This window comes from Pseudomonas sp. LBUM1656, assembly GCF_059716065.1.
This window is the reverse complement of the sequence record NZ_CP166800.1, coordinates 4,747,121-4,767,790: the sequence shown is the minus strand read 5'-3', so window position 1 is coordinate 4,767,790 and position 20,670 is coordinate 4,747,121. Positions and strand designations below refer to the sequence as shown.

Genomic DNA, 20,670 nt, shown 5'->3' with positions numbered 1-20,670 from the left:
TGGCGGTCGGTCAGACACATCTTTGTTGACTGATCCACCGCTATCGCCAGCAGGCTGGCTCCCACATGGGTCTATTCACTTATTCATCTGGAGAGGGCATGCGCGATTACAAGTGGCTGCACGAATACTGTCTGAACCGCTTCGGTTCAGCAGCTGAACTGGAAGCCCATCTGCCCGTTCCCAAGACCCCGGCGCAATTGCGCAAGATCAGCGACGACCGCTACCTCTCGACCATGGCGCTGCGCGTTTTCCGCGCCGGGCTCAAGCACAGCCTGGTGGATGCCAAGTGGCCATCGTTCGAAGAAGTGTTCTTCAAGTTCGACCCGGAAAAGGTCGTGCTGATGAGCGCTGAACATCTTGAGCGCCTGATGCAGGACGCGCGGATCATCCGTCACCTGGGCAAACTCAAGAGCGTGCCGCGCAATGCGCAGTTCGTGCTGGACGTGGCGCATGAGAAGGGCAGTTTTGGCGAACTGATTGCCGATTGGCCGGTAACCGATATCGTCGGGCTGTGGACCTACCTGAAAAAACGCGGCCATCAATTGGGCGGGTTGTCGGCACCGCGCTTCCTGCGCATGGTCGGCAAGGATACGTTCGTGCCGAGTTACGACGTGGTCGCGGGGTTGAATGCTCAGAAGATCGTCGACAAGGTGCCGACCAGCCAGCGGGACCTGGCGTTGGTGCAGGATGTGTTCAACCAGTGGCATGAACAGAGTGGCGGGCGGGCGATGAGCCAGATTTCGATGATGCTCGCGTATACCGTGAATCATTAAGACCGAGTCGCGGCAATCGCCAGCAGGCTGGCTCCCACATTGGATCTGTGGCGTACACAAATCCCTGTGGGAGCTAGCCTGCTAGCGATTGCAATCTGTCAGGCGACGGAAATCTCACCTTCACCCGCCAACTTGCGGTTGAGCTGAAACCGCCACCGCACATACAACAGCGCCGAACAGAACACCGCCAGGCTCGCGCCCATTTCCAGCAAGCCAAACAGCTGCCGGTTCGGGTCGTACGCGGCCAATGCGCCCTTGATGAAATATAGGTTCACCACAAAACACATCCACGAATGCCCGCGCGCGCTGCCGATGATCATCCCCGGCGCCAGCAAAAGCAGGGGCACCAGTTCAATCAGCAAAATCACCCACGGCCGGGCGCCATGCAGGTCGGCAAACACCAGGTAGTAGGCGCACAGCAGCCCCACTAGCCCGAAAAAGCACAGCAGGCTGATCACTCGCATCGCCCGGACCCGCGGTTCGAGCCATTCGATCGAGGGCAGAATCTTCGGCTTTTTCGCCACGTCAGTTCCCCAGCTTTTGCGAAGTCTTCGCCAGACGCAGGCCCAAGGCCCGGCACAGCGCGACTTCATGTTCATTCAAACCGCTTTTGCCGTCCGCCCCAGCGTGATGACTCGCGCCATACGGCGTGCCGCCGCCACGGGTTTCCAGCAAGGCCGATTCGCTGTAAGGCAGGCCGGTGATCAGCATGCCGTGGTGCAACAACGGCAACATCATCGACAGCAGCGTGGTTTCCTGACCGCCGTGCAGGCTCGCGGTGGAGGTGAACACGCCAGCCGGTTTACCCACCAGGGCGCCGGTCAGCCAAAGATTGCTGGTGCCGTCGAGGAAGTATTTGAGCGGCGCCGCCATGTTGCCGAAGCGGGTCGGGCTGCCCATCGCCAGGCCGGCGCAGTTCTTCAGGTCGTCGAGGCTGGCGTACAGCGCGCCTTCGTCGGGGATGTCCGGCGACACGGCTTCGCATTCGGTGGAGATCGGCGGGACCGTACGCAGGCGCGCTTCCATCCCGGCCTGCTCGACACCGCGGGCAATCTGCCGGGCCATTTCATTGGTCGAGCCGCTGCGGCTGTAATACAGAACCAGAATGTACGGCGCACTCACGGCAGCAACTCCAGTACGTTCTCCGGCGGGCGGCCGATGATGGCTTTGTCGCCGACTTCGAGAATCGGTCGTTCCATGAGTTTTGGATTGGCGGCGATGGCGGCGATCAATTGCGCCTCGGTCAGGCTGCTGTCCGCCAGACTGAGGGTTTTGTACTCGTCCTCGCCGGTGCGCAGCAGTTGCCGGGCGCTGATGCCGAGCTTTTTCAGCAAGCTCTGGATTTGCGCGGCGTCCAGCGGGGTTTCCAGGTAGCGGACCACGGTCGGCGTCAGGCCACGGGCTTCCAGCAGTTCGAGCGCACCGCGGGATTTCGAGCAGCGCGGATTGTGATATAGCGTCAGATCGGTCATGTGCGGGTCGCATCTTGCGTAAGGTGGCGGCTATTCTAACTGTGCAGCGCGTAATCCAGAACCTCGGGAGGCGATGGGTCGCAGGCGCATTTAATTTTGAACAAGGATCAAGACATGACAAGACGACTGGCAGCGGCATTGGCGATCATCGGGACGTTGATGCTGGGGGGCTGTGGCAACGACTATGGCATCGACCAGAACGGCCAGAAAGTCGCGGCCGAACGTCTGGACAAACAATGGGTGGTGCTCAATTACTGGGCCGAATGGTGTGGCCCGTGCCGGACCGAGATCCCGGAGTTGAATGGGCTGGCCGATCAGTTGAAGGACAAGAAGATTGGTGTGTTCGGGGTCAACTTCGACAATGTGCAGGGGGAAGAGCTGAAAAGTGCCAGTGAGAAACTGGGGATCAAGTTCACTGTTCTGGCGTCTGACCCGGCGGATCTTTTCGAGTTGCCGCGCAGTGAGGCGTTGCCGGTGACCTACATCATCGATAACAAGGGCAAGGTGCGCGAGCAGTTGATGGGCGAGCAGACGGCGGCGGGGGTGATGGAGAAGCTTAAGGCGTTGCAGGCAGTCAACTGATCCGTTAAGCCGTGCCGCGATCCTGTAGCAGTTGGCGAAGCCTGCGTTCGGCTGCGCAGCAGTCGTAAACCCTGAGAATGTGGTCTATCTGTTAGACCTCACAGCCTGATTTCACGACTGCTTCGCAGCCGAACGCAGGCTTCGCCAGCTGCTACAAGGGTTGCGTTGCGTCGATCAACCCTCTTCAAGCCACCAACGCAACGGCTTGCCTTGCGCCGGCCAGAAGCGCATCTGCTCGATCGGCGATACATCCCAGCGCTGCACGTTTTCCAAGGCCTGCATGAAGCGCTTTTCCTGCTCCATCACCGCCGGCGCGCACATTTTGCGGGTGCTGCCAATCTTGCCGAAGCTCAGCTTGTCGCCTTCCAGCGTGTACGGCGCAAACCAGTGGTTGCAACCGCCATTGCCGTAAGCCCGGCCGTCTTCACCGAGGGTGATGGTCAGGTGGCTGTAATCCATCAACGGACGTTCGCCGATCCATTCCAGGATGTAGCTGCGGTTTTGTTGCAATTTCACCGGCTCGGCGGCGCAGCCCAGCAGGCTGGCACCGACCAGGGCGGTCAGGGCGAGGCGTTTCATCACGCGGGCTCCTGGCATTTCGGGCACAGGTGCTTCTCGCCAACGGTGGTCCAGCCCAACTCGGCAATCCGCGCGGTGGCGGCAGGTTTTTCAGCCTTGTTGCCCAGCTTGGCGTCGACCGCGAACTCAAAGCTCAATTCTTTGGCGCAGCTGTCGCAGTTGACTTTCCAGGTGTGGATCGCCAATTCGCCGAACACCGGACCACTGGCCACCGCGACCCATTGGCCGGGCGGGTTGATCAGGTGGCGAACCGTTTCCACGGTCAGGCGCATGGACAAGTCCTTGGCACCTTTGAGGGTCACGACCAGCACGTCATTATTACGAATCGAGCCGCCGTTGCCGGTGACTTGATAACGCCCCGGCACAAGGGCGCGGCATTCGGTGAGGGTGTGTTGCGGGTTCATCAGGTTATAGCGGAAATCGTGTTCGACCATGGGTCCTCCAAATATGCGCGGTATGCTATCACGGGCCTGCACGCAGCATGGCGCGGGCAGATGACCTTCGATCTGGTTCAAATTACCTGTCGACTCATGGCACACTGCCGCTTTTGCATTTCTAAGGAACGGACATGGCGTTAATCGAATGTTATGAGTGCAAGCAAAGCATCAGCTCCACGGCGCCTGCTTGCATTCATTGCGGTGCGCCGGCGGGAACGGTGCAAGCGGCCACTTCGACGGCAGCGCCTGTGCAGGCGCCCCTTTCTTTCGGGCGTTTGCCGGCCGACGAGAAGGTAGCCAGGGTGACCCCGGCCGCGTTCGGACGTAAACGCAAAACCGAAGCCCCAGCCGAGACGGCGGCGCCGATGCCCGCCCCCAATGGTGTGCGTCCGGTGGAACTGTGGTTGAAGCTGATGATTTTCTTTCTGCCGCCGTTTTTTGTCTGGTTCCTGCTGCGTCGCGGGCATTCCGTGGGGCAACGCTTGCTGGGGTTCGGCTGGCTGGGCTTGATGATCCTCTTGTCCAAGGCCTGACCGGCTCAGCCCTCGACCCGATTCTGCGGCGTGCCGGCGGCCCAGGCCGCGATGTTCTGCAGGGTCGTCGTGGCAATCGCGTCCAGGGCTTCGCGGGTCAGGAAGGCCTGGTGCGCGGTGATGATCACGTTTGGAAAGGTCAGCAGCCGCGCCAGCACATCGTCCTGCAGCGGCAGGTCGGAGCGGTCTTCGAAAAACAGCTGCGCCTCTTCTTCATAGACATCCAGTCCCAAGTAACCCAACTGGCCGTCCTTCAGCGCATCGATCAGTGCCGGCGTGTCCACCAGACCGCCACGCCCGGTGTTGATCAACATTGCGCCGGGCTGCATGTGCGCCAGTGATTCGCGGTTGATCAAGTGTTTGCTTTGCTCATTGAGTGGGCAGTGCAGGCTGATGATTTGCGACTCGGCGAGCAACTCCGGCAAGCTCAGGTAACGGGCGCCGAGGGCTTCGACTTGCGGGTTGGGATAAGGGTCGTAGGCCAGCAATTGGCAGCCGAAACCGTTCATGATTTTCGCGAAGGTCGCGCCGATCTGCCCGGTGCCGACCACGCCGACGGTCTTGCCCACCAGGTCGAAACCGGTCAGGCCGTGCAGGCTGAAATCCCCTTCGCGGGTGCGGTTGTAGGCGCGGTGCAGACGCCGGTTGAGCGCCAGGATCAGCGCCACCGCGTGTTCAGCCACCGCATGCGGCGAGTAGGCCGGGACCCGCACAATCGAAAGCCCCAAAAGCTTCGCGGCGTTCAGGTCTACATGGTTGTAGCCGGCCGAGCGCAGGGCGATCAGGCGTGTGCCGCCCGCAGCCAAACGTTCCAGCACCGGGGCGCTCAAGTCATCATTGATGAACGCGCAGACCACCTCGTGATACTCCGCCAGCGCCACCGTATCGAGACTCAGCCGCGCCGATTGAAAGTGCAGCTCGATATTGGCCGGCAGCTCGGCGCCGAGGAAACTGTCACGGTCGTAGGTCTGGCTGCTGAAAAGAATCGTGCGCATGCGGTCCTCCTGGATGACTCGGTTCACGCTTTATGTAGCAGCTGGCGAAGCCTGCGTTCGGCGACGCAGTCGTCGTAAACCCGGCAAGCGCGGTTTACCTGAATGACCGCAGCGCCTGATTTTTACGACGACTGCGTCGCCGGACGCAGGCTTCGCCAGCTGCTACAGTGCCCGTGAGCTTAGCGCCGATGGGGGGCGGTGCCATTGCGCTGCATCAAGCGTTTATTCGGGCGTGGGCGGCCAGGCGATTGATCGCCCGGTCGAGATCTTCCAGCGCACCGGAGGCTTTCGGGTCCTGTTGCTTGAGCAGGGTTTCGCTGCGCTGGCAGGCAGCACGCAGTTGCGGGACGCCGCAATAACGGGTCGCGCCGTGCAGACGGTGAACGCGCTCGATCAAGGCGTTATGGTCATTGGTTTCCCGGGCCATGCGAATGGCCTCGCGGTCGGCTTCCAGTGAGGCCAGCAACATCGCGAGCATGTCGGCGGCCAGATCGGCTTTGCCGGCAGCCAGGCGCAAACCTTCGTCGTGGTCGAGCACCTGCAATTCATGGGCGCCACCATGGCTGTCGCTGGAGCGCTCCGGTCCGTGATTGCGCAACGCCAGGCCAGTCCACTTCAACACCACCTGGGCCAGTTGCCGTTCGCTGATCGGTTTGGTCAGGTAGTCGTCCATGCCGCTTTGCAGCAGCGCGCGTTTTTCATTGGCCATGGCGTGGGCGGTGAGGGCGACGATCGGCAGTGGCGTGCAATGCCGCTCGCTTTCCCACTGGCGAATCGCCTCGGTGCTTTGACGCCCGTCCATGCCGGGCATTTGCACGTCCATCAACACCAGGTCAAAGGTCTCGCTTTGCACCGCTTTGACCGCCGCGTAACCGCTTTCCACCGCGAGCACCTTGGCGCCCATGTCTTCAAGCAGGGTTTGCACCAGCAACAAATTGGCCGGGTTGTCGTCGACGCACAGCACTTTCGGCGCGCGGCTGGACACCGGTTCGCCGGGTTCGCTGCGCTGCTGGCGCGGGTTGACCAGATCGGACAACGCCCGACGAAGTTTGCGCGTGCAGGCTGGCTTGGCCTGAAGCTGACTGTGCGGGTTGGGCACCGAGAGGTGGAACAGCGTCTGCTCGGTGGTCGGGCACAGCACCAGCACTTTGCAGCCCAGGTGTTCGAGGTCCCAGATGTGTTGGTTGAGGCGCTCCGGCGGCATGTCGTTGCTGGTGATGCCAAGCACCGCCAGGTCGATCGCCTGATCGGTCTGATGCGCCCCGGTGACGCCATTGGCCAGGCTTTCCAGAGTATTGAACGGCGTCACGACCAAACCGCAATCTTCCAGCTGATGCTGTAAGGCTTGACGCGCCAATTCATGGTTTTCCAACACCGCCACGCGGCGCCCGAGCAGCGGTGGGCCGGGCAGGTCTTCAGCGTCGTCGCGGGTCTTGGGCAGGCTGAGGCTGATCCAGAATTCCGAGCCTTCGCCCGGCGTACTGTCGACGCCGATCTCGCCGCCCATCTGCTCGATCAGGCGCTTGGAAATCACCAGACCGAGGCCGGTGCCCCCTGGCTGGCGGGACAGCGAGTTGTCGGCCTGGCTGAACGCCTGGAACAGGGCGCGCACGTCCTGGTTCGACAGGCCGATGCCGGTGTCCTGAATGCTGATGCGCAGTTGCACGCTGTCTTCGTGTTCTTCTTCAAGCATGGCCCGGGCGACGATGGTGCCTTCGCGGGTGAACTTGATCGCGTTGCTCACCAGGTTGGTGAGGATCTGCTTGAGTCGCAGCGGATCGCCCACCAGCGACAACGGCGTGTCGCGATACACCAGGCTCACCAGCTCAAGCTGTTTGGCATGGGCGGCCGGGGCGAGGATGGTCAGCGTGTCCTGCAAAAGGTCGCGCAGGTTGAACGGAATATTGTCGAGTACCAGTTTGCCGGCCTCGATTTTCGAGAAGTCGAGGATCTCGTTGATGATCCCTAGCAGGCTGTCGGCAGACTTCTCGATGGTGCCCAGATAGTCGAGCTGGCGCGGGGTCAGCTCGCTTTTTTGCAAGAGGTGCGTGAAACCGAGAATGCCATTGAGTGGCGTGCGGATTTCATGGCTCATGTTGGCCAGGAACTCGGATTTGATCCGGCTCGCTTCCAGGGCTTCCTTGCGCGCCAGGTCCAGCTCGATGTTCTGGATCTCGATGGTTTCCAGGTTCTGGCGCACGTCCTCGGTGGCCTGGTCGACGCTGTTCTGCAATTCTTCCTGAGCGTTTTGCAGCGTGCCGGCCATGCGGTTGATGCCGGACGCGAGCTCATCCAGTTCCTGGCTGCCAAGGGGCGGCAGGCGGGTCTCCAGGTGACCGTCCTTGAGTTGCGCCACCGCCAGTTTGATCTGGCTGATCGGCCGGTTGATGGTCCGGCCCATGCGCAAGGCGAGCAGTGCCGCACCGGCCAGGCCCGCGCCGATCAGCAGCAGGCTGGCGAATAGACTACGGTAACCGCGCAGCAGCATGCCGCTGTGGGACAGTTCGAGCTCGACCCAGCCCAGCAGGCGCTCGGCTTCATCCGGGATCAGGTCGCCGGCGAGGTTGCGGTGCTTGCCGAATACCGGCAGCAGATAACGCGTCGCATCGTTACCACTGCGGCGCAACATCTGCGCGCCACTGCCCATCGGCGCGGGGTTGAGCATGGTCGGGCCAGCGTGGGCCACGGGTGTGCGGTCGGGGGCGAGAAAGGTCACGGCGCGTACGTCCGGTGTTTCCAGCGACTGGGTGGCGATGCGCTCCAGCAACTCATTGTCTTTGTGGCCCATGGCCGGGGCGACCAAGGGCGCGAGCTGTTCGGCGATCATCTCGCCGCGCTGCATCAATTGGGCTTGCAGGTCCGATTGCTGCGTCCAGGTGAAATAGCCGCCCAGGACCAGCGCCATCAGGGTGGTCGGCAACAGGGTCAGCAACAGCACGCGGCCTTTAATTCCCAGTTTCTTGAGCACGCATCTCTCCTGCATCCAGCTATTGATTGACCTGCACGTACGTCCGGCACGCGCCACCGGGCCAGTGTAGCGATTTGCAGGCAGGCAATCTTCGTAAAATTGATGTCGTCATTCGTCGGCTGGATTGCCGCTTTTGCGCCACGGGCAAACCTTGGGTTGCCCATCGGCGGGCAATCTTGAATAATCGCCAACTGAGAATTATTTGCAGATACTCATGACTCCCATCTCTGTTGGCCACCCGCGCATCCTGTCCATCGAAGACGACCTCGTCCTCGGTGCTTATGTGCACGAGCATTTGGGCCGCTGCGGTTTCCAGGTGACCTGGTGCCAGAACGGCCAGGAAGGCCTGGACATTGCGCGCCGGCAGCCCTTCGACGTGGTGTTGATGGATATTTTGCTGCCAGGGCTGAACGGCTTGAACGTGCTGACGCAATTGCGCCAGAGCCATTCGACCCCGGTGGTGCTGATGTCAGCGCTGGGCGCGGAAGCGGATCGCATCAGCGGTTTTCGCCTCGGGGCCGATGATTACCTGCCCAAACCCTTCAGCATGGCCGAGTTGCGTGTGCGCATCGAAGCGATTCTGCGCCGGGTGGCGCTCGACCGTCGGCCGGAGCCGGCAGCGGTCGCGGCCCCGGTCGACAGCCTGCGTTTCGATGACGAACTCAGCGAGGTTTTCTATGGCGAACACGCCGCCGGCCTGACCCGCAGCGAGTATCGATTGCTGGACACACTGAATCGCAATGGCGATGAAGTGCTGAGCAAAGCCTTCCTTTACCAGCACGTGCTACAACGCGGTTTCGCGGCCCATGACCGCAGCCTCGACATGCACATCAGCCAGATCCGCCGCAAACTCAAAGGCATCGGCTACACCGAGCGGGAAGTACGCACGGTCTGGGGCAAGGGTTACGTGTTGAGTTCGGCCGATGAAATGGTCTGACCTGCCGGGCCGGCACTCGCTGTTCTGGAAACTGGCGTGTCTGCTGGTGGCGTTCTGTCTGCTGATGATCTGGCTGAGTTGGTCCTGGGGCCGCTACATGGAGCAACGGAACCAGTTTCTGTCCGATGAGGCCCGGGGCACGCTGACGGGGTATGCGGCCGAAGCGGAACAGGCGTGGCGGCAGGGCCAGCGTGCGGGCGTGGATCGCTGGCTACACACCATGCGACAGCGCGAAGCGGGTTGGGTCGGTGTCATTGGCGGTGATTTACAGTCGTTGAGCGGCCAGCCGCTGATAGACAAGGACATCGAGCGCCTGACCTTTCTCCGCGGCCTGGATTGGCCCATTCACAAGAAACGCCTGCCGTGGCTGCGGGTGCCGTTTCCCGGCGACGCGACCGCTGGCAGCCTGGTCATCGAACTGCCCCAACGCTTCATGCCGGGCCAATACCGGGTGTTCTGGCGCGTGATCACCAATGGAGTGATCCCCGGCCTGTTCACCCTTTTATTGTGCGTCGGTCTTTATCGATTACTGGTCGTGCCGTTGAACCAGTTACGCGAACAGGCCAATGCCTGGCGCGCCGACCAGTTGAACGTGCGTCTGTCGAGCCACACCACCAATCGGTCCGATGAACTCGGTGAGCTGGGCCGCGCGTTCGATCACATGGCCGAACGGCTGCAAAGCACCGTGGCCCTGCAACAGCAATTGCTGCGCGATTTGTCCCATGAACTGCGTACGCCGCTGAGTCGTCTGCGGGTTGCCAGCGAAAGCGAGCAGGGGCTGGCGCAATTGCGCGAGCGCATTGGTCGAGAAGTCGATGGCATGCAGCGCCTGGTGGAAGACACGCTGCAACTGGCCTGGCTCGACACCGAGCGCGCGCCGTTGCCCGACGAAGCGATTCAGGTCCAGGCGCTGTGGGAAATGCTCACCGAAAACGCCTGTTATGAAAGCGGCTGGCCGGCGAGCCAGTTGCAGTGTGCGGTGGATTCGTCGTGCTGGGTGAGGGGCAATCTCAACACCTTGGCCCAGGCGCTGGAAAATATTCTGCGCAACGCCATCCGTCATTCACCGAGTGGCGGCATCGTGCGGCTCGGCGGTCAGCGCGATGGCGACTTCTGGCATTTGTGGCTGGAGGATGAGGGCGGCGGGGTGGCTGAGGCGGATCTTGAGCGGATCTTCTGCCCGTTCATTCGACTCGACGGTTCGCGGCCGGGGGATGGTGGGTTCGGGTTGGGGTTGAGCATTGCGAGGAATGCGGTGAAGCGTCAGGGCGGGAGTCTTTGGGCACAGAACACTGGGCGTGGGTTGCGGCTCAATATGCGGTTAGTGGCTGAGATTGATGGCGTCAGTGATGACGCCTTCGCGGGCAGGATCGCTCCCACAGTGGATGTGTGTCTCCCACAAATCGTGTGACCAAACCCGATCCCTGTGGAAGCGGGCTTGCTCGCGAAGAGGTCCTCCCGCGACCTCCATTCTGATTTTGCCGGAGCGTTCGCGTTTTTTTGTACGACCTTTCCCAAAGCGTGTCGCCGACACCTTATGGCTGCCTTGACGGATTAGAGTCTCGCTTTTCCTCGTCCTCAAGGAGTTGGGCATGAATGCACCCAATGTTGCCGGCAGCACAGCAGATGTCCGTTTCGATGAGGTACTTGAGCTGATTCACAGTGCCAAATTGCAAGCCATGCAGGCGGTCAATACCCAACTGATCGAACTGTATTGGCAGGTTGGTGCTTACATCAGTCGCAAGCTGGAACAGGCTGAGTGGGGGGATTTGGTGGTCAATCAACTGGCCGAGCATCTGGCGCAGACTCAACCAGGGTTGCGTGGCTTTAACAGGCGCAATCTGTTTCGTATGCGTCAGTTCTACGAGGCTTATCGGGACGATGAAATAGTGTCAGCACTGCTGACACAATTACCCTGGACCCATAATCTACTTATTTTAAGTCAGGGAAAGCTTCCGGAGGAGCGTGAGTTTTACCTGCGTATGGCGATTCAGGAGAGATGGTCGACGCGTGAGCTTGAACGTCAGTTCAAAGCTGCCTTGTTCGAGCGCAGTGTGACCCAACCGGCAAAAGTCTCAGCAGCGCTGAGACAAACTCACCCGGCGGCACTTGAGATATTCCGTGACGCCTACATGCTCGAGTTTCTCGACCTGCCCGGGGGGCATGCCGAAACGGATCTGCATAAAGGGTTGCTGGCGCGCCTCAAGGAATTTCTGATCGAGCTTGGCCGCGACTTCTGCTTCGTCGGCTCCCAATACCAACTGCAAGTTGGAGGGCGTGATTTTGCTCTGGACCTATTGTTCTTCCACCGTGGGCTCAACTGCCTGGTGGCCATTGAACTCAAGGTCGGGCGTTTCGAACCGGAGTATCTGGGCAAGCTCAACTTCTATCTGGAAGCGCTGGACCGCAATGAACGCAAATGCCACGAAAACCCGGCCATTGGTGTGCTGCTCTGTGCCAGCAAGGATGACGAAGTGGTCGAGTACGCCCTCAACCGCAGCCTGTCGCCAGCGTTGATTGCTGAATATCAGGTTCAGCTACCGGACAAACAGTTACTGCAGGCCAAGTTGCATGAGTTCTATGCATTGAATATTGCGCAGGGAGAACAGTCCTGAACAGCCGCTTATTCCCATAAGCCATAAGCACCACACTTTGCGTGATATGGCCTGCGCAGGTTTGCCGGTATGATAGGCGCCCCCGCAGTCTGGATTGCGAATACGCCATGACCTTGCAGTACCCAACCATCGCCGATTGCGTCGGCAACACTCCGCTGGTCCGTTTGCAGCGCCTGCCTGGCGCCACCAGCAATACCCTTTTGCTCAAGCTCGAAGGGAATAACCCGGCGGGTTCGGTCAAGGACCGTCCGGCGCTGTCGATGATTACCCGCGCGGAATTGCGCGGGCAGATCCACGCCGGCGATACGCTGATCGAAGCGACCTCGGGTAACACCGGTATTGCGCTGGCCATGGCTGCCGCGATCAAGGGTTACAAGATGATCCTGATCATGCCGGACAACTCCAGCGCCGAGCGTAAAGCCGCGATGACGGCCTATGGCGCCGAGCTGATTCTGGTCACCCAGGAAGAAGGCATGGAAGGCGCGCGCGACCTCGCCCAGCGAATGGAAGCAGAAGGCCGCGGCAAGGTGCTGGATCAGTTCGCCAACGGGGATAACCCGCAAGCGCACTACACCACCACCGGCCCGGAAATCTGGCGCCAGACCGAGGGCACCATCACCCATTTCGTCAGTTCGATGGGCACCACCGGCACCATCATGGGCGTGTCGCGCTACTTGAAAGAGCAGAGCGACAACGTGCAGATCATCGGCCTGCAACCGATGGAAGGTTCGGCGATTCCAGGCATCCGTCGCTGGCCGCAGGAATACCTGCCGAAGATCTACCAGGCCGAGCGCGTGGACCGGATCGTCGACATGGCGCAAAGCGAAGCCGAAGACGTGACCCGTCGTCTGGCCCGCGAAGAAGGCATCTTCTGCGGCGTGTCCTCGGGCGGTGCCGTGGCAGCCATGCTGCGCCTGTCCCGGGAAGTTGAAAACGCGGTGATCGTCGCGATCATCTGCGACCGTGGCGACCGTTACTTGTCGACCGGCATTTTCGACGCGCCCAACTGATGGCCAAGCAAGAGAGAGGCCTGCGCTTCCAACCCACCGGTGGCAGCAAGGCCCCGCAAATTCCGACCGGCAAAAAGCAGCGCTTGAGCATCGAGCGCCTGGCCAATGACGGTCGCGGTATCGCGTTTTTCGAAGGCCGCACCTGGTTCGTCATCGGCGCATTGGCCGGTGAAGAAGTCGAGGCGCGCGTATTGGGCGCCCACGGCAAAGTGGTCGAGGCGCGCACCGAACGTGTGTTCCAGGCCAGCGAATTGCGTCGTCCGGCCCCCTGTCCGCATGCCGGTCGTTGCGGCGGTTGCAGCGTGCAACATCTGCCGCACACCGAACAACTCGCCCTCAAACAGCGCATGCTCGCCGAGCAACTGTCCAAGGTCGCCGGCGTCGAACCCCAAGAGTGGGCAGCGCCATTGAGCGGTCCGGAATTCGGTTACCGCCGTCGCGCCCGAGTGGCGGTACGTTGGGACATGAAAGCGAAGAAGCTCGAAGTCGGGTTCCGCGCGGCAGGCAGTCAGGACATCGTGGCCATCAACGAATGCACGGTGCTGGTACAGCCCTTGCAGCCGATCATGACCCGTTTGCCGGAAATGCTTCGACGCTTGAGCAAACCTCAGGCGCTCGGGCATGTGGAATTGTTCGCCGGATCGTCGCTGGCCGTTTTGCTGCGGCACATGGCGCCGTTGTCCGACGCCGACCTGACGATCCTCAAGGATTTCTGCGCGTTCCATGAAGCCCAGTTGTGGCTGCATGGAGACGGCGAACCACAACCGGTCGAGGCCGATCAGTCGCTGGGTTATCGCTTGGAGCAGTGGGACTTGAACCTGGCGTACCGGCCGGGGGATTTCATCCAGGTCAACGCCGGGGTCAACGAAGCGATGATTGCCCAGGCGCTGGAGTGGCTGAAGCCGACAGCGGATGAGCGCGTTCTCGATCTATTCTGTGGGTTGGGTAACTTTGCTTTGCCCTTGGCCAAAGCCGTTCGCGAAGTGGTAGCGGTGGAAGGCGTGCAGGCAATGGTCGAGCGCGCGGCCGACAATGCGGCTAGCAATAATCTGCATAACGCAAAGTTTTTTCAGGCCGATTTATCCCAGCCTTTGTCCGATGCCGAATGGGCGCGCGAAGGCTTTTGTGCGGTACTCTTGGACCCACCGCGTGACGGTGCTTTCGAGGTCGTGCGCAAGCTGGCGTCCCTGGGCGCCAAGCGGTTGGTGTACGTGTCGTGCAACCCGGCAACGCTGGCGCGCGATACGGCCGAATTGATCAAGCAGGGCTACCGGTTAAAACGTGCCGGGATTCTCGATATGTTTCCTCAGACGGCACATGTCGAGGCCATGGCGTTATTTGAAGCGAGCTAGGACGGCTCGTCTGGTCCGACTGGCCGCCCGTGCTGCTCTCGCATAGCCCCGTGAGGGCAATCGGGCAATGAAGGTCAGCGAATTGACGCATTGAATCTGCGTCGTAGGGAAGGTAAGCAAGATGGTACAGGTGAGAGCACACCAGCCGATCAACACCGACGGCAGTATCAATCTCGAGGCTTGGCTCGATCATGCGGTCAGTGTCGATCTGGCACTGGATCGCGAAGCCTTGAAGGAAGCGTGCGAGTTCGCTCGCGTGTCTGAACAACAAGCCAATGCGGCGAAGAATCTATGGTCTGAAGGGACCTCGAGTTTCCGCACGGGCCTTGAGATCGCCGAGATTCTCGCCGACCTCAAACTGGATCAGGATTCGTTGGTCGCAGCGGTCCTGTACCGCGGCGTGCGCGAAGGCCAGATCGAACTGCCGGCGGTCAGCCAGCGCTTCGGTCCGGTGGTCGCCAAACTCATCGACGGCGTGTTGCGCATGGCGGCGATCAGCGCCAGCCTGAGCCCCCGTCAATCGCTGGTGCTGGGCACGCAAGGCCAGGTCGAAAACCTGCGCAAAATGCTCGTGGCCATGGTCGACGACGTTCGCGTCGCGCTGATCAAACTGGCTGAGCGCACCTGTGCGATCCGTGCGGTGAAAACCGCCGACGACGAGAAGCGCAACCGCGTTGCCCGTGAAGTCTTCGACATTTACGCGCCACTCGCCCACCGCCTCGGCATCGGTCATATCAAATGGGAACTGGAGGACTTGTCCTTCCGTTACCTTGAGCCCGATCAATACAAGCAGATCGCCAAGTTGCTCCACGAGCGGCGCCTGGATCGCGAGCGTTTCATCGCCGATGTGATGAGCCAGCTGAAAGTCGAATTGCAGGCCACCGGCGTCGATGCCGACATCAGCGGTCGGGCCAAACACATCTATTCGATCTGGCGCAAAATGCAGCGCAAGGGTCTGGAGTTCAGCCAGATCTACGACGTGCGTGCCGTGCGCGTGCTGGTGCCGGAAATGCGCGACTGCTACACCGCGCTTGGCATCGTCCACACCTTGTGGCGCCACATCCCGAAAGAATTCGACGACTACATCGCCAACCCGAAAGAGAACGGCTACCGCTCGCTGCACACCGCGGTGATCGGGCCCGAGGGCAAGGTGCTGGAAGTGCAGATCCGCACCCACGCCATGCACGAAGAAGCCGAGTTGGGCGTTTGCGCGCACTGGAAGTACAAGGGCACCGACGTCAAATCCGGCTCCAATCACTACGAAGAGAAAATCTCCTGGCTGCGTCAGGTGCTCGAGTGGCATGAAGAGCTGGGCGACATCGGCGGTCTGGCCGAACAGCTGCGGGTCGATATCGAGCCGGACCGGGTCTACATCTTTACCCCGGACGGTCACGCCATCGACCTGCCGAAGGGCTCGACGCCGCTGGACTTCGCCTACCGCGTGCACACCGAAATCGGTCACAACTGCCGTGGCGCGAAGATCAACGGGCGCATCGTACCGCTCAACTACAGCCTGCAAACCGGTGAACAGGTCGAGATCATCACCAGCAAGCACGGCACCCCGAGTCGTGACTGGCTGAACTCGAACCTGGGTTACATCACCACCTCGCGAGCGCGGGCGAAGATCGTTCACTGGTTCAAATTGCAGGCGCGCGACCAGAACGTCGCGGCCGGCAAAACCTTGCTCGAACGCGAACTCACTCGCCTTGGCTTGCCCGCGGTGGACTTCGACAAGCTGGCCGACAAGGCCAACATGAAGACCGCCGAGGACATGTACGCCGCGTTGGGCGCCGGTGATTTGCGCCTGGCGCAACTGGTGAACCTGGCGCAACAACTGGTCGAGCCGGAACGCGGCAACGAGCAGCTGGAACTGATCCCGCGCAAAGCCACCGGCTATAAACCGGGCAAGCGTGGCGACATTCAGATCCAGGGCGTCGGCAACCTGATGACGCAAATGGCCGGTTGCTGCCAGCCGCTGCCGGGCGATGCCATCGTCGGCTACATCACCCAGGGCCGTGGCGTGAGCATTCACCGTCAGGACTGCGCCTCGGTGCTGCAACTGGGTGGGCGCGAGCCGGAGCGGATCATCCAGGTCAGCTGGGGCCCGGTGCCGGTGCTCACTTATCCGGTGGACATCATCATCCGCGCCTACGACCGTTCCGGTCTGCTGCGTGACGTGTCGCAGGTGCTGCTCAACGAGCGGATCAACGTGCTGGCGGTCAACACCCGCTCGAACAAAGAGGACAACACCGCGTTGATGTCCCTGACCATCGAGATTCCGGGGCTGGATGCACTGGGGCGGTTGCTGGGGCGGATTTCCCAGTTGCCGAATATCATCGAAACCCGGCGTAACCGTACGCCGTGATGATGGAATGTGTGGTGTCCACACCTGACATGTCCAGCACCGATCCAGGGTGGGAGCGGGCTTGCTCGCGAAAGCGGTCTAAAGGACACATTGATGTTGAATGTGCCGCCGTCTTCGCGAGCAAGCCCGCTTCCACAAGTTCTCGCAGAGACTGATTGATGTATTCACTTGAAGATTTATTGCACCTGATGAGCCGTCTGCGCGACCCGCAGTTCGGCTGCCCGTGGGACATCAAGCAAACCTACGCCACCATCGTCCCGCACACCCTTGAGGAAGCCTACGAAGTCGCCGACGCCATCGAGCGCGGAGACTTCGATCACTTGCAGGGTGAGCTGGGCGATTTGCTGTTCCAGGTGGTTTATTACAGCCAGCTGGCCCGGGAAGAAGGGCGCTTCGAATTCGCCGGCGTCATCGACAGCATCACCCGCAAGCTGATCCGTCGTCATCCTCACGTGTTTCCCACCGGCGATCTTTACGCACCGCTGGATGTTCCGCGTCTGAGTGAAGAACAGGTCAAGCAGCGCTGGGAAGAGATCAAGGCTGAAGAACGCGCCGAGAAATCTCCGGCACCTGAACAACTGTCCTTGCTCGATGATGTACCGGCCGCGCTGCCAGCACTGTCCCGCTCAGCGAAGTTGCAGAAGCGCGCAGGGCAGGTCGGTTTCGACTGGCCGGACGCCTTGCCGGTGCTGGACAAGGTCCGCGAGGAGCTTGATGAAGTGCTCGAAGCCATGGCCGACAACGACTCGGCAGCGATTGCCGATGAAGTCGGTGACCTGCTGTTTTCCGTGGTCAATCTGGCGCGTCATTTGAAGGTTGATCCGGAAACTGCACTGCGTGGCGCCAACAGCAAATTCGAAAGACGCTTCCGTTTTATCGAACAGGCATTGCGCGACACCCTCCGTCCCATAGAAGATTGCACCCTCGAAGAGTTGGACGCCCTGTGGGGTGAAGCCAAACGCCAGGAAAAGAATTTGCCCAGCTGCGGTTGAGCAGTTGCCTAAGTGAGAAATAAGCACCATGAGCATTTCCCTTCGCGACCAGTTGCTCAAAGCAGGGCTGGTCAACCAAAAGCAGGCCAAACAGGTCGGCAAAGAGAAGCAGAAGCAGCAACGCCTTGTCCACAAAGGCCAGATTGAACTCGATGACTCGCAGCAGCGTGCAGCCCAGGAAGCGAAGGCCGAGAAGGTCAAGCGCGACCAGGAGCTGAACCGTCAGCAGCAGGAAAAGGTCGAGGCCAAAGCCCGCGCGGCCCAGATCAAGCAGTTGATCGAAGTCTCGCGCCTGCCGAAGTTGAACACCGAGGACTACTACAATTTCGTTGACGACAAGAAGGTCAAGCGCCTCTGCGTCAACACGCTGATGCGCAACCAGTTGAGCAATGGCTTCCTGGCGATCGTGCACCACGCCGGCGGTTACGAAGTGATCCCGCGTGAGGCGGCCCTGAAGATCCAGGAGCGCGATCCACAGCGGATCGTGCAGCTGAATGTGAAAGCCGAAGAAGTCGCTGCCGAGGACGATCCGTACGCGGCCTACCAGATCCCTGATGATCTGATGTGGTAAGCCTTTAAAGGCTTCAATAACGACAAACCCCGCTCAATGGCGGGGTTTGTCGTTTTCAATGCTGTCATTGCTTATGCGGATTGGAGCGCTCGTTGCTGCTCCAGTGTTTCCAGTTCGGCCTTGTAGCTGTGCGCGTCGGTCTCGGAGTGAAACATCCCCACCAGCATGTCTTGTTGATGTACATCCCAGATACGGATACCGGCGGCTATACCTTCATGGGATTTATGTGAATCGTCGCGTTCAGTTACTTTTACAGTCATCTGCTAGCTCCAATCTCTGTTATCTGCAGCAAGGCGTGTGCAGGACTCCGTTATATGTTTGGTTAGCCTGCTAAGTAAACGACTGAGTTCGGTAACGGACTTTTGCAAAAACGGAGAAAGTCCCACAGCCCGCCAAACACGCGGCATTCGGTCGCAGGGTGTTGAGTTTTATGACAAAAGCTTCATGTTCACGAAGAACAAAACTGCAGGCTACGCACGACTTGTAGCAGCTGGCGAAGCCTGCGTTCGGCTGCGAAGCAGTCGTAATTCCTGCAAATGCGATTTGCCTGATATACCGAGGTGCTGATTTCACGACGACTTCGTCGCCGAACGCAGGCTTCGCCAGCTGCTACAGGGAGCGGCAGTGAAGTCATTTTCTTCGGGCACAAAAAAAACGCCCCGAACCAGTCGGGGCGTTTTGTGTGCAGCGTAGCGGCGGGGTATTACTTACCCTGCCAGCGCTTCAGTACCAGCGTGGCATTGGTGCCACCGAAGCCGAAGCTGTTGCTCATCACGGTATTGATGGTGGCGTCTTCGCGAGTCTTGGTCAGAATCGGCATGTCTGCCACTTCCGGGTCCAGTTCGTCGATGTTGGCGGAACCCGCCATGAAGTTGCCTTCCATCATCAGCATGCAGTAGATCGCTTCGTGAACGCCGGCGGCGCCCAGGGAGTGACCCGACAGGCTCTTGGTGGAGCTGATGGCCGGAGCCTTGTCGCCGAACACTTCACGCACACCTTTCATCTCCGCGACGTCGCCGACCGGAGTCGAAGTGCCGTGGGTGTTCAGGTAGTCGATCGGAGCGTCAACGGTGGACATGGCCATCTGCATGCAGCGGATGGCGCCTTCGCCGCTTGGGGCGACCATGTCGTAGCCGTCGGAGGTCGCGCCGTAGCCAACGATTTCCGCGTAGATCTTCGCGCCGCGGGCCAGAGCGTGTTCCAGCTCTTCGACCACGACCATGCCGCCACCGCCGGCGATGACGAAACCGTCACGCTTGGCGTCGTAGGCACGGGAAGCTTTTTCCGGGGTTTCGTTGTACTGGCTGGACAGTGCGCCCATGGCGTCGAACAGGAACGACTGGCTCCAATGTTCTTCTTCACCGCCGCCGGCGAACACGATGTCCTGCTTGCCCATCTGGATCTGTTCCATGGCGGTACCGATGCAGTGAGCACTGGTGGCGCAAGCAGAAGCGATGGAGTAGTTCAGGCCCTTGATCTTGAACGGCGTGGCCAGGCAAGCGGAAACGGTGCTGCTCATGGTCCGCGTTACACGGTACGGGCCAACGCGCTTCACACCTTTCTCGCGCAGGATGTCCAGCGCTTCCATCTGGTTCAGCGTGGAGGCGCCACCGGAACCGGCGATCAGGCCGGTACGCGGGTTGGAGACTTGCTCATCGGTCAGACCGGAGTCGGCGATGGCATCTTTCATGGCCAGGTAGGCGTACGCCGCCGCGTGGCCGACGAAGCGATAGATCTTGCGATCGATCAGCTCTTCGAGGGGAAGGTCAATGGAGCCGGAAACCTGGCTACGCAGACCCATTTCGGCATATTCCGGGTTGAACCGGATGCCAGGGCGGCTTGCACGCAGGTTAGCGGAGACGGTCTCTTTGTCATTGCCCAGGCACGATACGATGCCCAGACCAGTGATAACGACGCGGCGCATGCGGATAACCCTTAGAAGTTGTCAGTGGAGGTGAAAACGCCGACCCGAAGGCCTTCGGCGGTATAGATCTCGCGGCCGTCGACACTGACCGAACCATCGGCGATGGCCAGGTTCAGCTTGCCCTTCAGCACGCGCTTGATCTGAATGTTATAGGTGACTTTCTTGGCGGTCGGCAGGACCTGGCCAAAGAATTTCACTTCGCCCGAACCCAGCGCCCGGCCGCGGCCCGGCAGACCTTGCCAGCCGAGGAAGAAACCGACCAGTTGCCACATGGCGTCGAGGCCCAGGCAGCCTGGCATCACCGGATCACCTTCGAAGTGGCAGGCGAAAAACCACAAGTCCGGAGTGATATCCAGCTCGGCGACCAATTCACCTTTGCCGTACTTGCCACCCTCGGCACTGATATGGGTGATGCGATCCACCATCAGCATGTTCGGGGCGGGCAGTTGTGCGTTACCTGGGCCGAACAGCTCACCGCGACTGCAGCGCAGCAGGTCTTCCCGAGTAAAGGCGTTTTGTTGGGTCATGCGAGCTCCTCAATAGTCCCATGCGGCAGGGTGGGGCA

General features: G+C 60.5%; 21 protein-coding genes. 11 read left to right on the top strand and 10 right to left on the bottom strand.

What is annotated here, in order from left to right:
• Positions 1 to 98: 98 nt before the first annotated feature.
• Positions 99 to 773 carry a DNA-3-methyladenine glycosylase I gene (locus ACA072_RS21485; RefSeq protein WP_109633955.1) on the top strand — a complete coding sequence of 225 codons (675 nt, stop codon included), beginning with the start codon at positions 99 to 101 and terminating at the stop codon, positions 771 to 773.
• Between the two features lie 98 nt (positions 774 to 871).
• Here the strand turns inward: ACA072_RS21485 and ACA072_RS21480 are convergent, their stop codons facing one another.
• The 3 genes from ACA072_RS21480 to arsC are packed head-to-tail and all read right to left on the bottom strand — an operon-like array spanning position 872 to position 2,245.
• Positions 872 to 1,297 carry a DUF2069 domain-containing protein gene (locus tag ACA072_RS21480; RefSeq protein ID WP_059182318.1) on the bottom strand — a complete coding sequence of 142 codons (426 nt, stop codon included), beginning with the start codon at positions 1,295 to 1,297 and terminating at the stop codon, positions 872 to 874.
• 1 nt (position 1,298) lies between these two features.
• Positions 1,299 to 1,895, bottom strand: a complete 597-nt coding sequence (gene wrbA / locus ACA072_RS21475; protein ID WP_497620439.1) for an NAD(P)H:quinone oxidoreductase — start codon at positions 1,893 to 1,895, stop codon at positions 1,299 to 1,301.
• Positions 1,892 to 2,245 (bottom strand): arsenate reductase (glutaredoxin), encoded by a 354-nt coding sequence (gene arsC / locus ACA072_RS21470; protein WP_497620437.1) that lies wholly within the window; start codon positions 2,243 to 2,245, stop codon positions 1,892 to 1,894. The genes wrbA and arsC overlap by 4 nt, the downstream gene beginning before the upstream one ends.
• 114 nt (positions 2,246 to 2,359) lie before the next feature.
• Here arsC and ACA072_RS21465 point away from each other — a divergent pair, with 114 nt between their 5' ends.
• Entirely contained in the window at positions 2,360 to 2,827 is a 468-nt protein-coding gene (locus ACA072_RS21465) for a TlpA disulfide reductase family protein (RefSeq protein WP_497620435.1), read from the top strand.
• Between the two features lie 174 nt (positions 2,828 to 3,001).
• On the opposite strand, the gene ACA072_RS21460 is transcribed toward ACA072_RS21465, so the two are convergent.
• Positions 3,002 to 3,406 carry an META domain-containing protein gene (locus ACA072_RS21460; RefSeq protein ID WP_438661062.1) on the bottom strand — a complete coding sequence of 135 codons (405 nt, stop codon included), beginning with the start codon at positions 3,404 to 3,406 and terminating at the stop codon, positions 3,002 to 3,004.
• Positions 3,406 to 3,840 carry a hypothetical protein gene (locus tag ACA072_RS21455; RefSeq protein WP_131060340.1) on the bottom strand — a complete coding sequence of 145 codons (435 nt, stop codon included), beginning with the start codon at positions 3,838 to 3,840 and terminating at the stop codon, positions 3,406 to 3,408. Before ACA072_RS21455 ends, ACA072_RS21460 begins: the two co-directional genes overlap by 1 nt.
• Positions 3,841 to 3,974: 134 nt before the next feature.
• Between ACA072_RS21455 and ACA072_RS21450 the strand changes: the two genes are divergently transcribed.
• A complete protein-coding gene (locus ACA072_RS21450; protein ID WP_497620434.1) occupies positions 3,975 to 4,376 on the top strand; it encodes a hypothetical protein in 402 nt (133 codons plus the stop codon).
• Positions 4,377 to 4,381: 5 nt separating this feature from the next.
• Here ACA072_RS21450 and ACA072_RS21445 read toward each other — a convergent pair whose 3' ends face one another.
• Both ACA072_RS21445 and ACA072_RS21440 read right to left on the bottom strand, forming a co-directional pair.
• Positions 4,382 to 5,371, bottom strand: a complete 990-nt coding sequence (locus tag ACA072_RS21445) for a 2-hydroxyacid dehydrogenase (protein ID WP_497620433.1) — start codon at positions 5,369 to 5,371, stop codon at positions 4,382 to 4,384.
• A 214-nt stretch (positions 5,372 to 5,585) separates the two neighbouring features.
• Positions 5,586 to 8,339: a response regulator gene (locus ACA072_RS21440; RefSeq protein WP_497620432.1), complete on the bottom strand. Its 2,754-nt coding sequence runs from the start codon at positions 8,337 to 8,339 to the stop codon at positions 5,586 to 5,588.
• A 214-nt stretch (positions 8,340 to 8,553) separates the two neighbouring features.
• Here ACA072_RS21440 and ACA072_RS21435 point away from each other — a divergent pair, with 214 nt between their 5' ends.
• The 8 genes from ACA072_RS21435 (at position 8,554) to ACA072_RS21400 (ending at position 18,181) form a co-directional block, all read left to right on the top strand.
• A complete protein-coding gene (locus ACA072_RS21435; RefSeq protein WP_497620431.1) occupies positions 8,554 to 9,276 on the top strand; it encodes a response regulator transcription factor in 723 nt (240 codons plus the stop codon).
• Entirely contained in the window at positions 9,263 to 10,687 is a 1,425-nt protein-coding gene (locus tag ACA072_RS21430) for a sensor histidine kinase (RefSeq protein ID WP_497620430.1), read from the top strand. The genes ACA072_RS21435 and ACA072_RS21430 overlap by 14 nt, the downstream gene beginning before the upstream one ends.
• A 181-nt stretch (positions 10,688 to 10,868) precedes the next feature.
• Positions 10,869 to 11,891 carry a PDDEXK nuclease domain-containing protein gene (locus ACA072_RS21425; protein ID WP_497620428.1) on the top strand — a complete coding sequence of 341 codons (1,023 nt, stop codon included), beginning with the start codon at positions 10,869 to 10,871 and terminating at the stop codon, positions 11,889 to 11,891.
• A 107-nt stretch (positions 11,892 to 11,998) separates the two neighbouring features.
• Entirely contained in the window at positions 11,999 to 12,901 is a 903-nt protein-coding gene (gene cysM, locus ACA072_RS21420) for a cysteine synthase CysM (protein WP_497620426.1), read from the top strand.
• A complete protein-coding gene (gene rlmD / locus ACA072_RS21415) occupies positions 12,901 to 14,253 on the top strand; it encodes a 23S rRNA (uracil(1939)-C(5))-methyltransferase RlmD (protein ID WP_497620424.1) in 1,353 nt (450 codons plus the stop codon). The genes cysM and rlmD overlap by 1 nt, the downstream gene beginning before the upstream one ends.
• A gap of 121 nt (positions 14,254 to 14,374) precedes the next feature.
• Entirely contained in the window at positions 14,375 to 16,618 is a 2,244-nt protein-coding gene (gene relA / locus ACA072_RS21410; protein ID WP_497620422.1) for a GTP diphosphokinase, read from the top strand.
• 158 nt (positions 16,619 to 16,776) lie between these two features.
• Entirely contained in the window at positions 16,777 to 17,610 is an 834-nt protein-coding gene (gene mazG, locus ACA072_RS21405; RefSeq protein ID WP_497620420.1) for a nucleoside triphosphate pyrophosphohydrolase, read from the top strand.
• Between the two features lie 28 nt (positions 17,611 to 17,638).
• Positions 17,639 to 18,181, top strand: a complete 543-nt coding sequence (locus ACA072_RS21400; protein ID WP_497620418.1) for a DUF2058 domain-containing protein — start codon at positions 17,639 to 17,641, stop codon at positions 18,179 to 18,181.
• A gap of 71 nt (positions 18,182 to 18,252) precedes the next feature.
• Here the strand turns inward: ACA072_RS21400 and ACA072_RS21395 are convergent, their stop codons facing one another.
• The 3 genes from ACA072_RS21395 to fabA form a co-directional block, all read right to left on the bottom strand.
• Positions 18,253 to 18,441, bottom strand: a complete 189-nt coding sequence (locus ACA072_RS21395) for a hypothetical protein (protein ID WP_497620416.1) — start codon at positions 18,439 to 18,441, stop codon at positions 18,253 to 18,255.
• A gap of 443 nt (positions 18,442 to 18,884) precedes the next feature.
• Positions 18,885 to 20,105 carry a beta-ketoacyl-ACP synthase I gene (gene fabB / locus ACA072_RS21390; protein WP_461955223.1) on the bottom strand — a complete coding sequence of 407 codons (1,221 nt, stop codon included), beginning with the start codon at positions 20,103 to 20,105 and terminating at the stop codon, positions 18,885 to 18,887.
• A gap of 11 nt (positions 20,106 to 20,116) precedes the next feature.
• Positions 20,117 to 20,632, bottom strand: a complete 516-nt coding sequence (fabA, locus tag ACA072_RS21385; RefSeq protein ID WP_008148022.1) for a 3-hydroxyacyl-[acyl-carrier-protein] dehydratase FabA — start codon at positions 20,630 to 20,632, stop codon at positions 20,117 to 20,119.
• Positions 20,633 to 20,670: the final 38 nt, after the last annotated feature.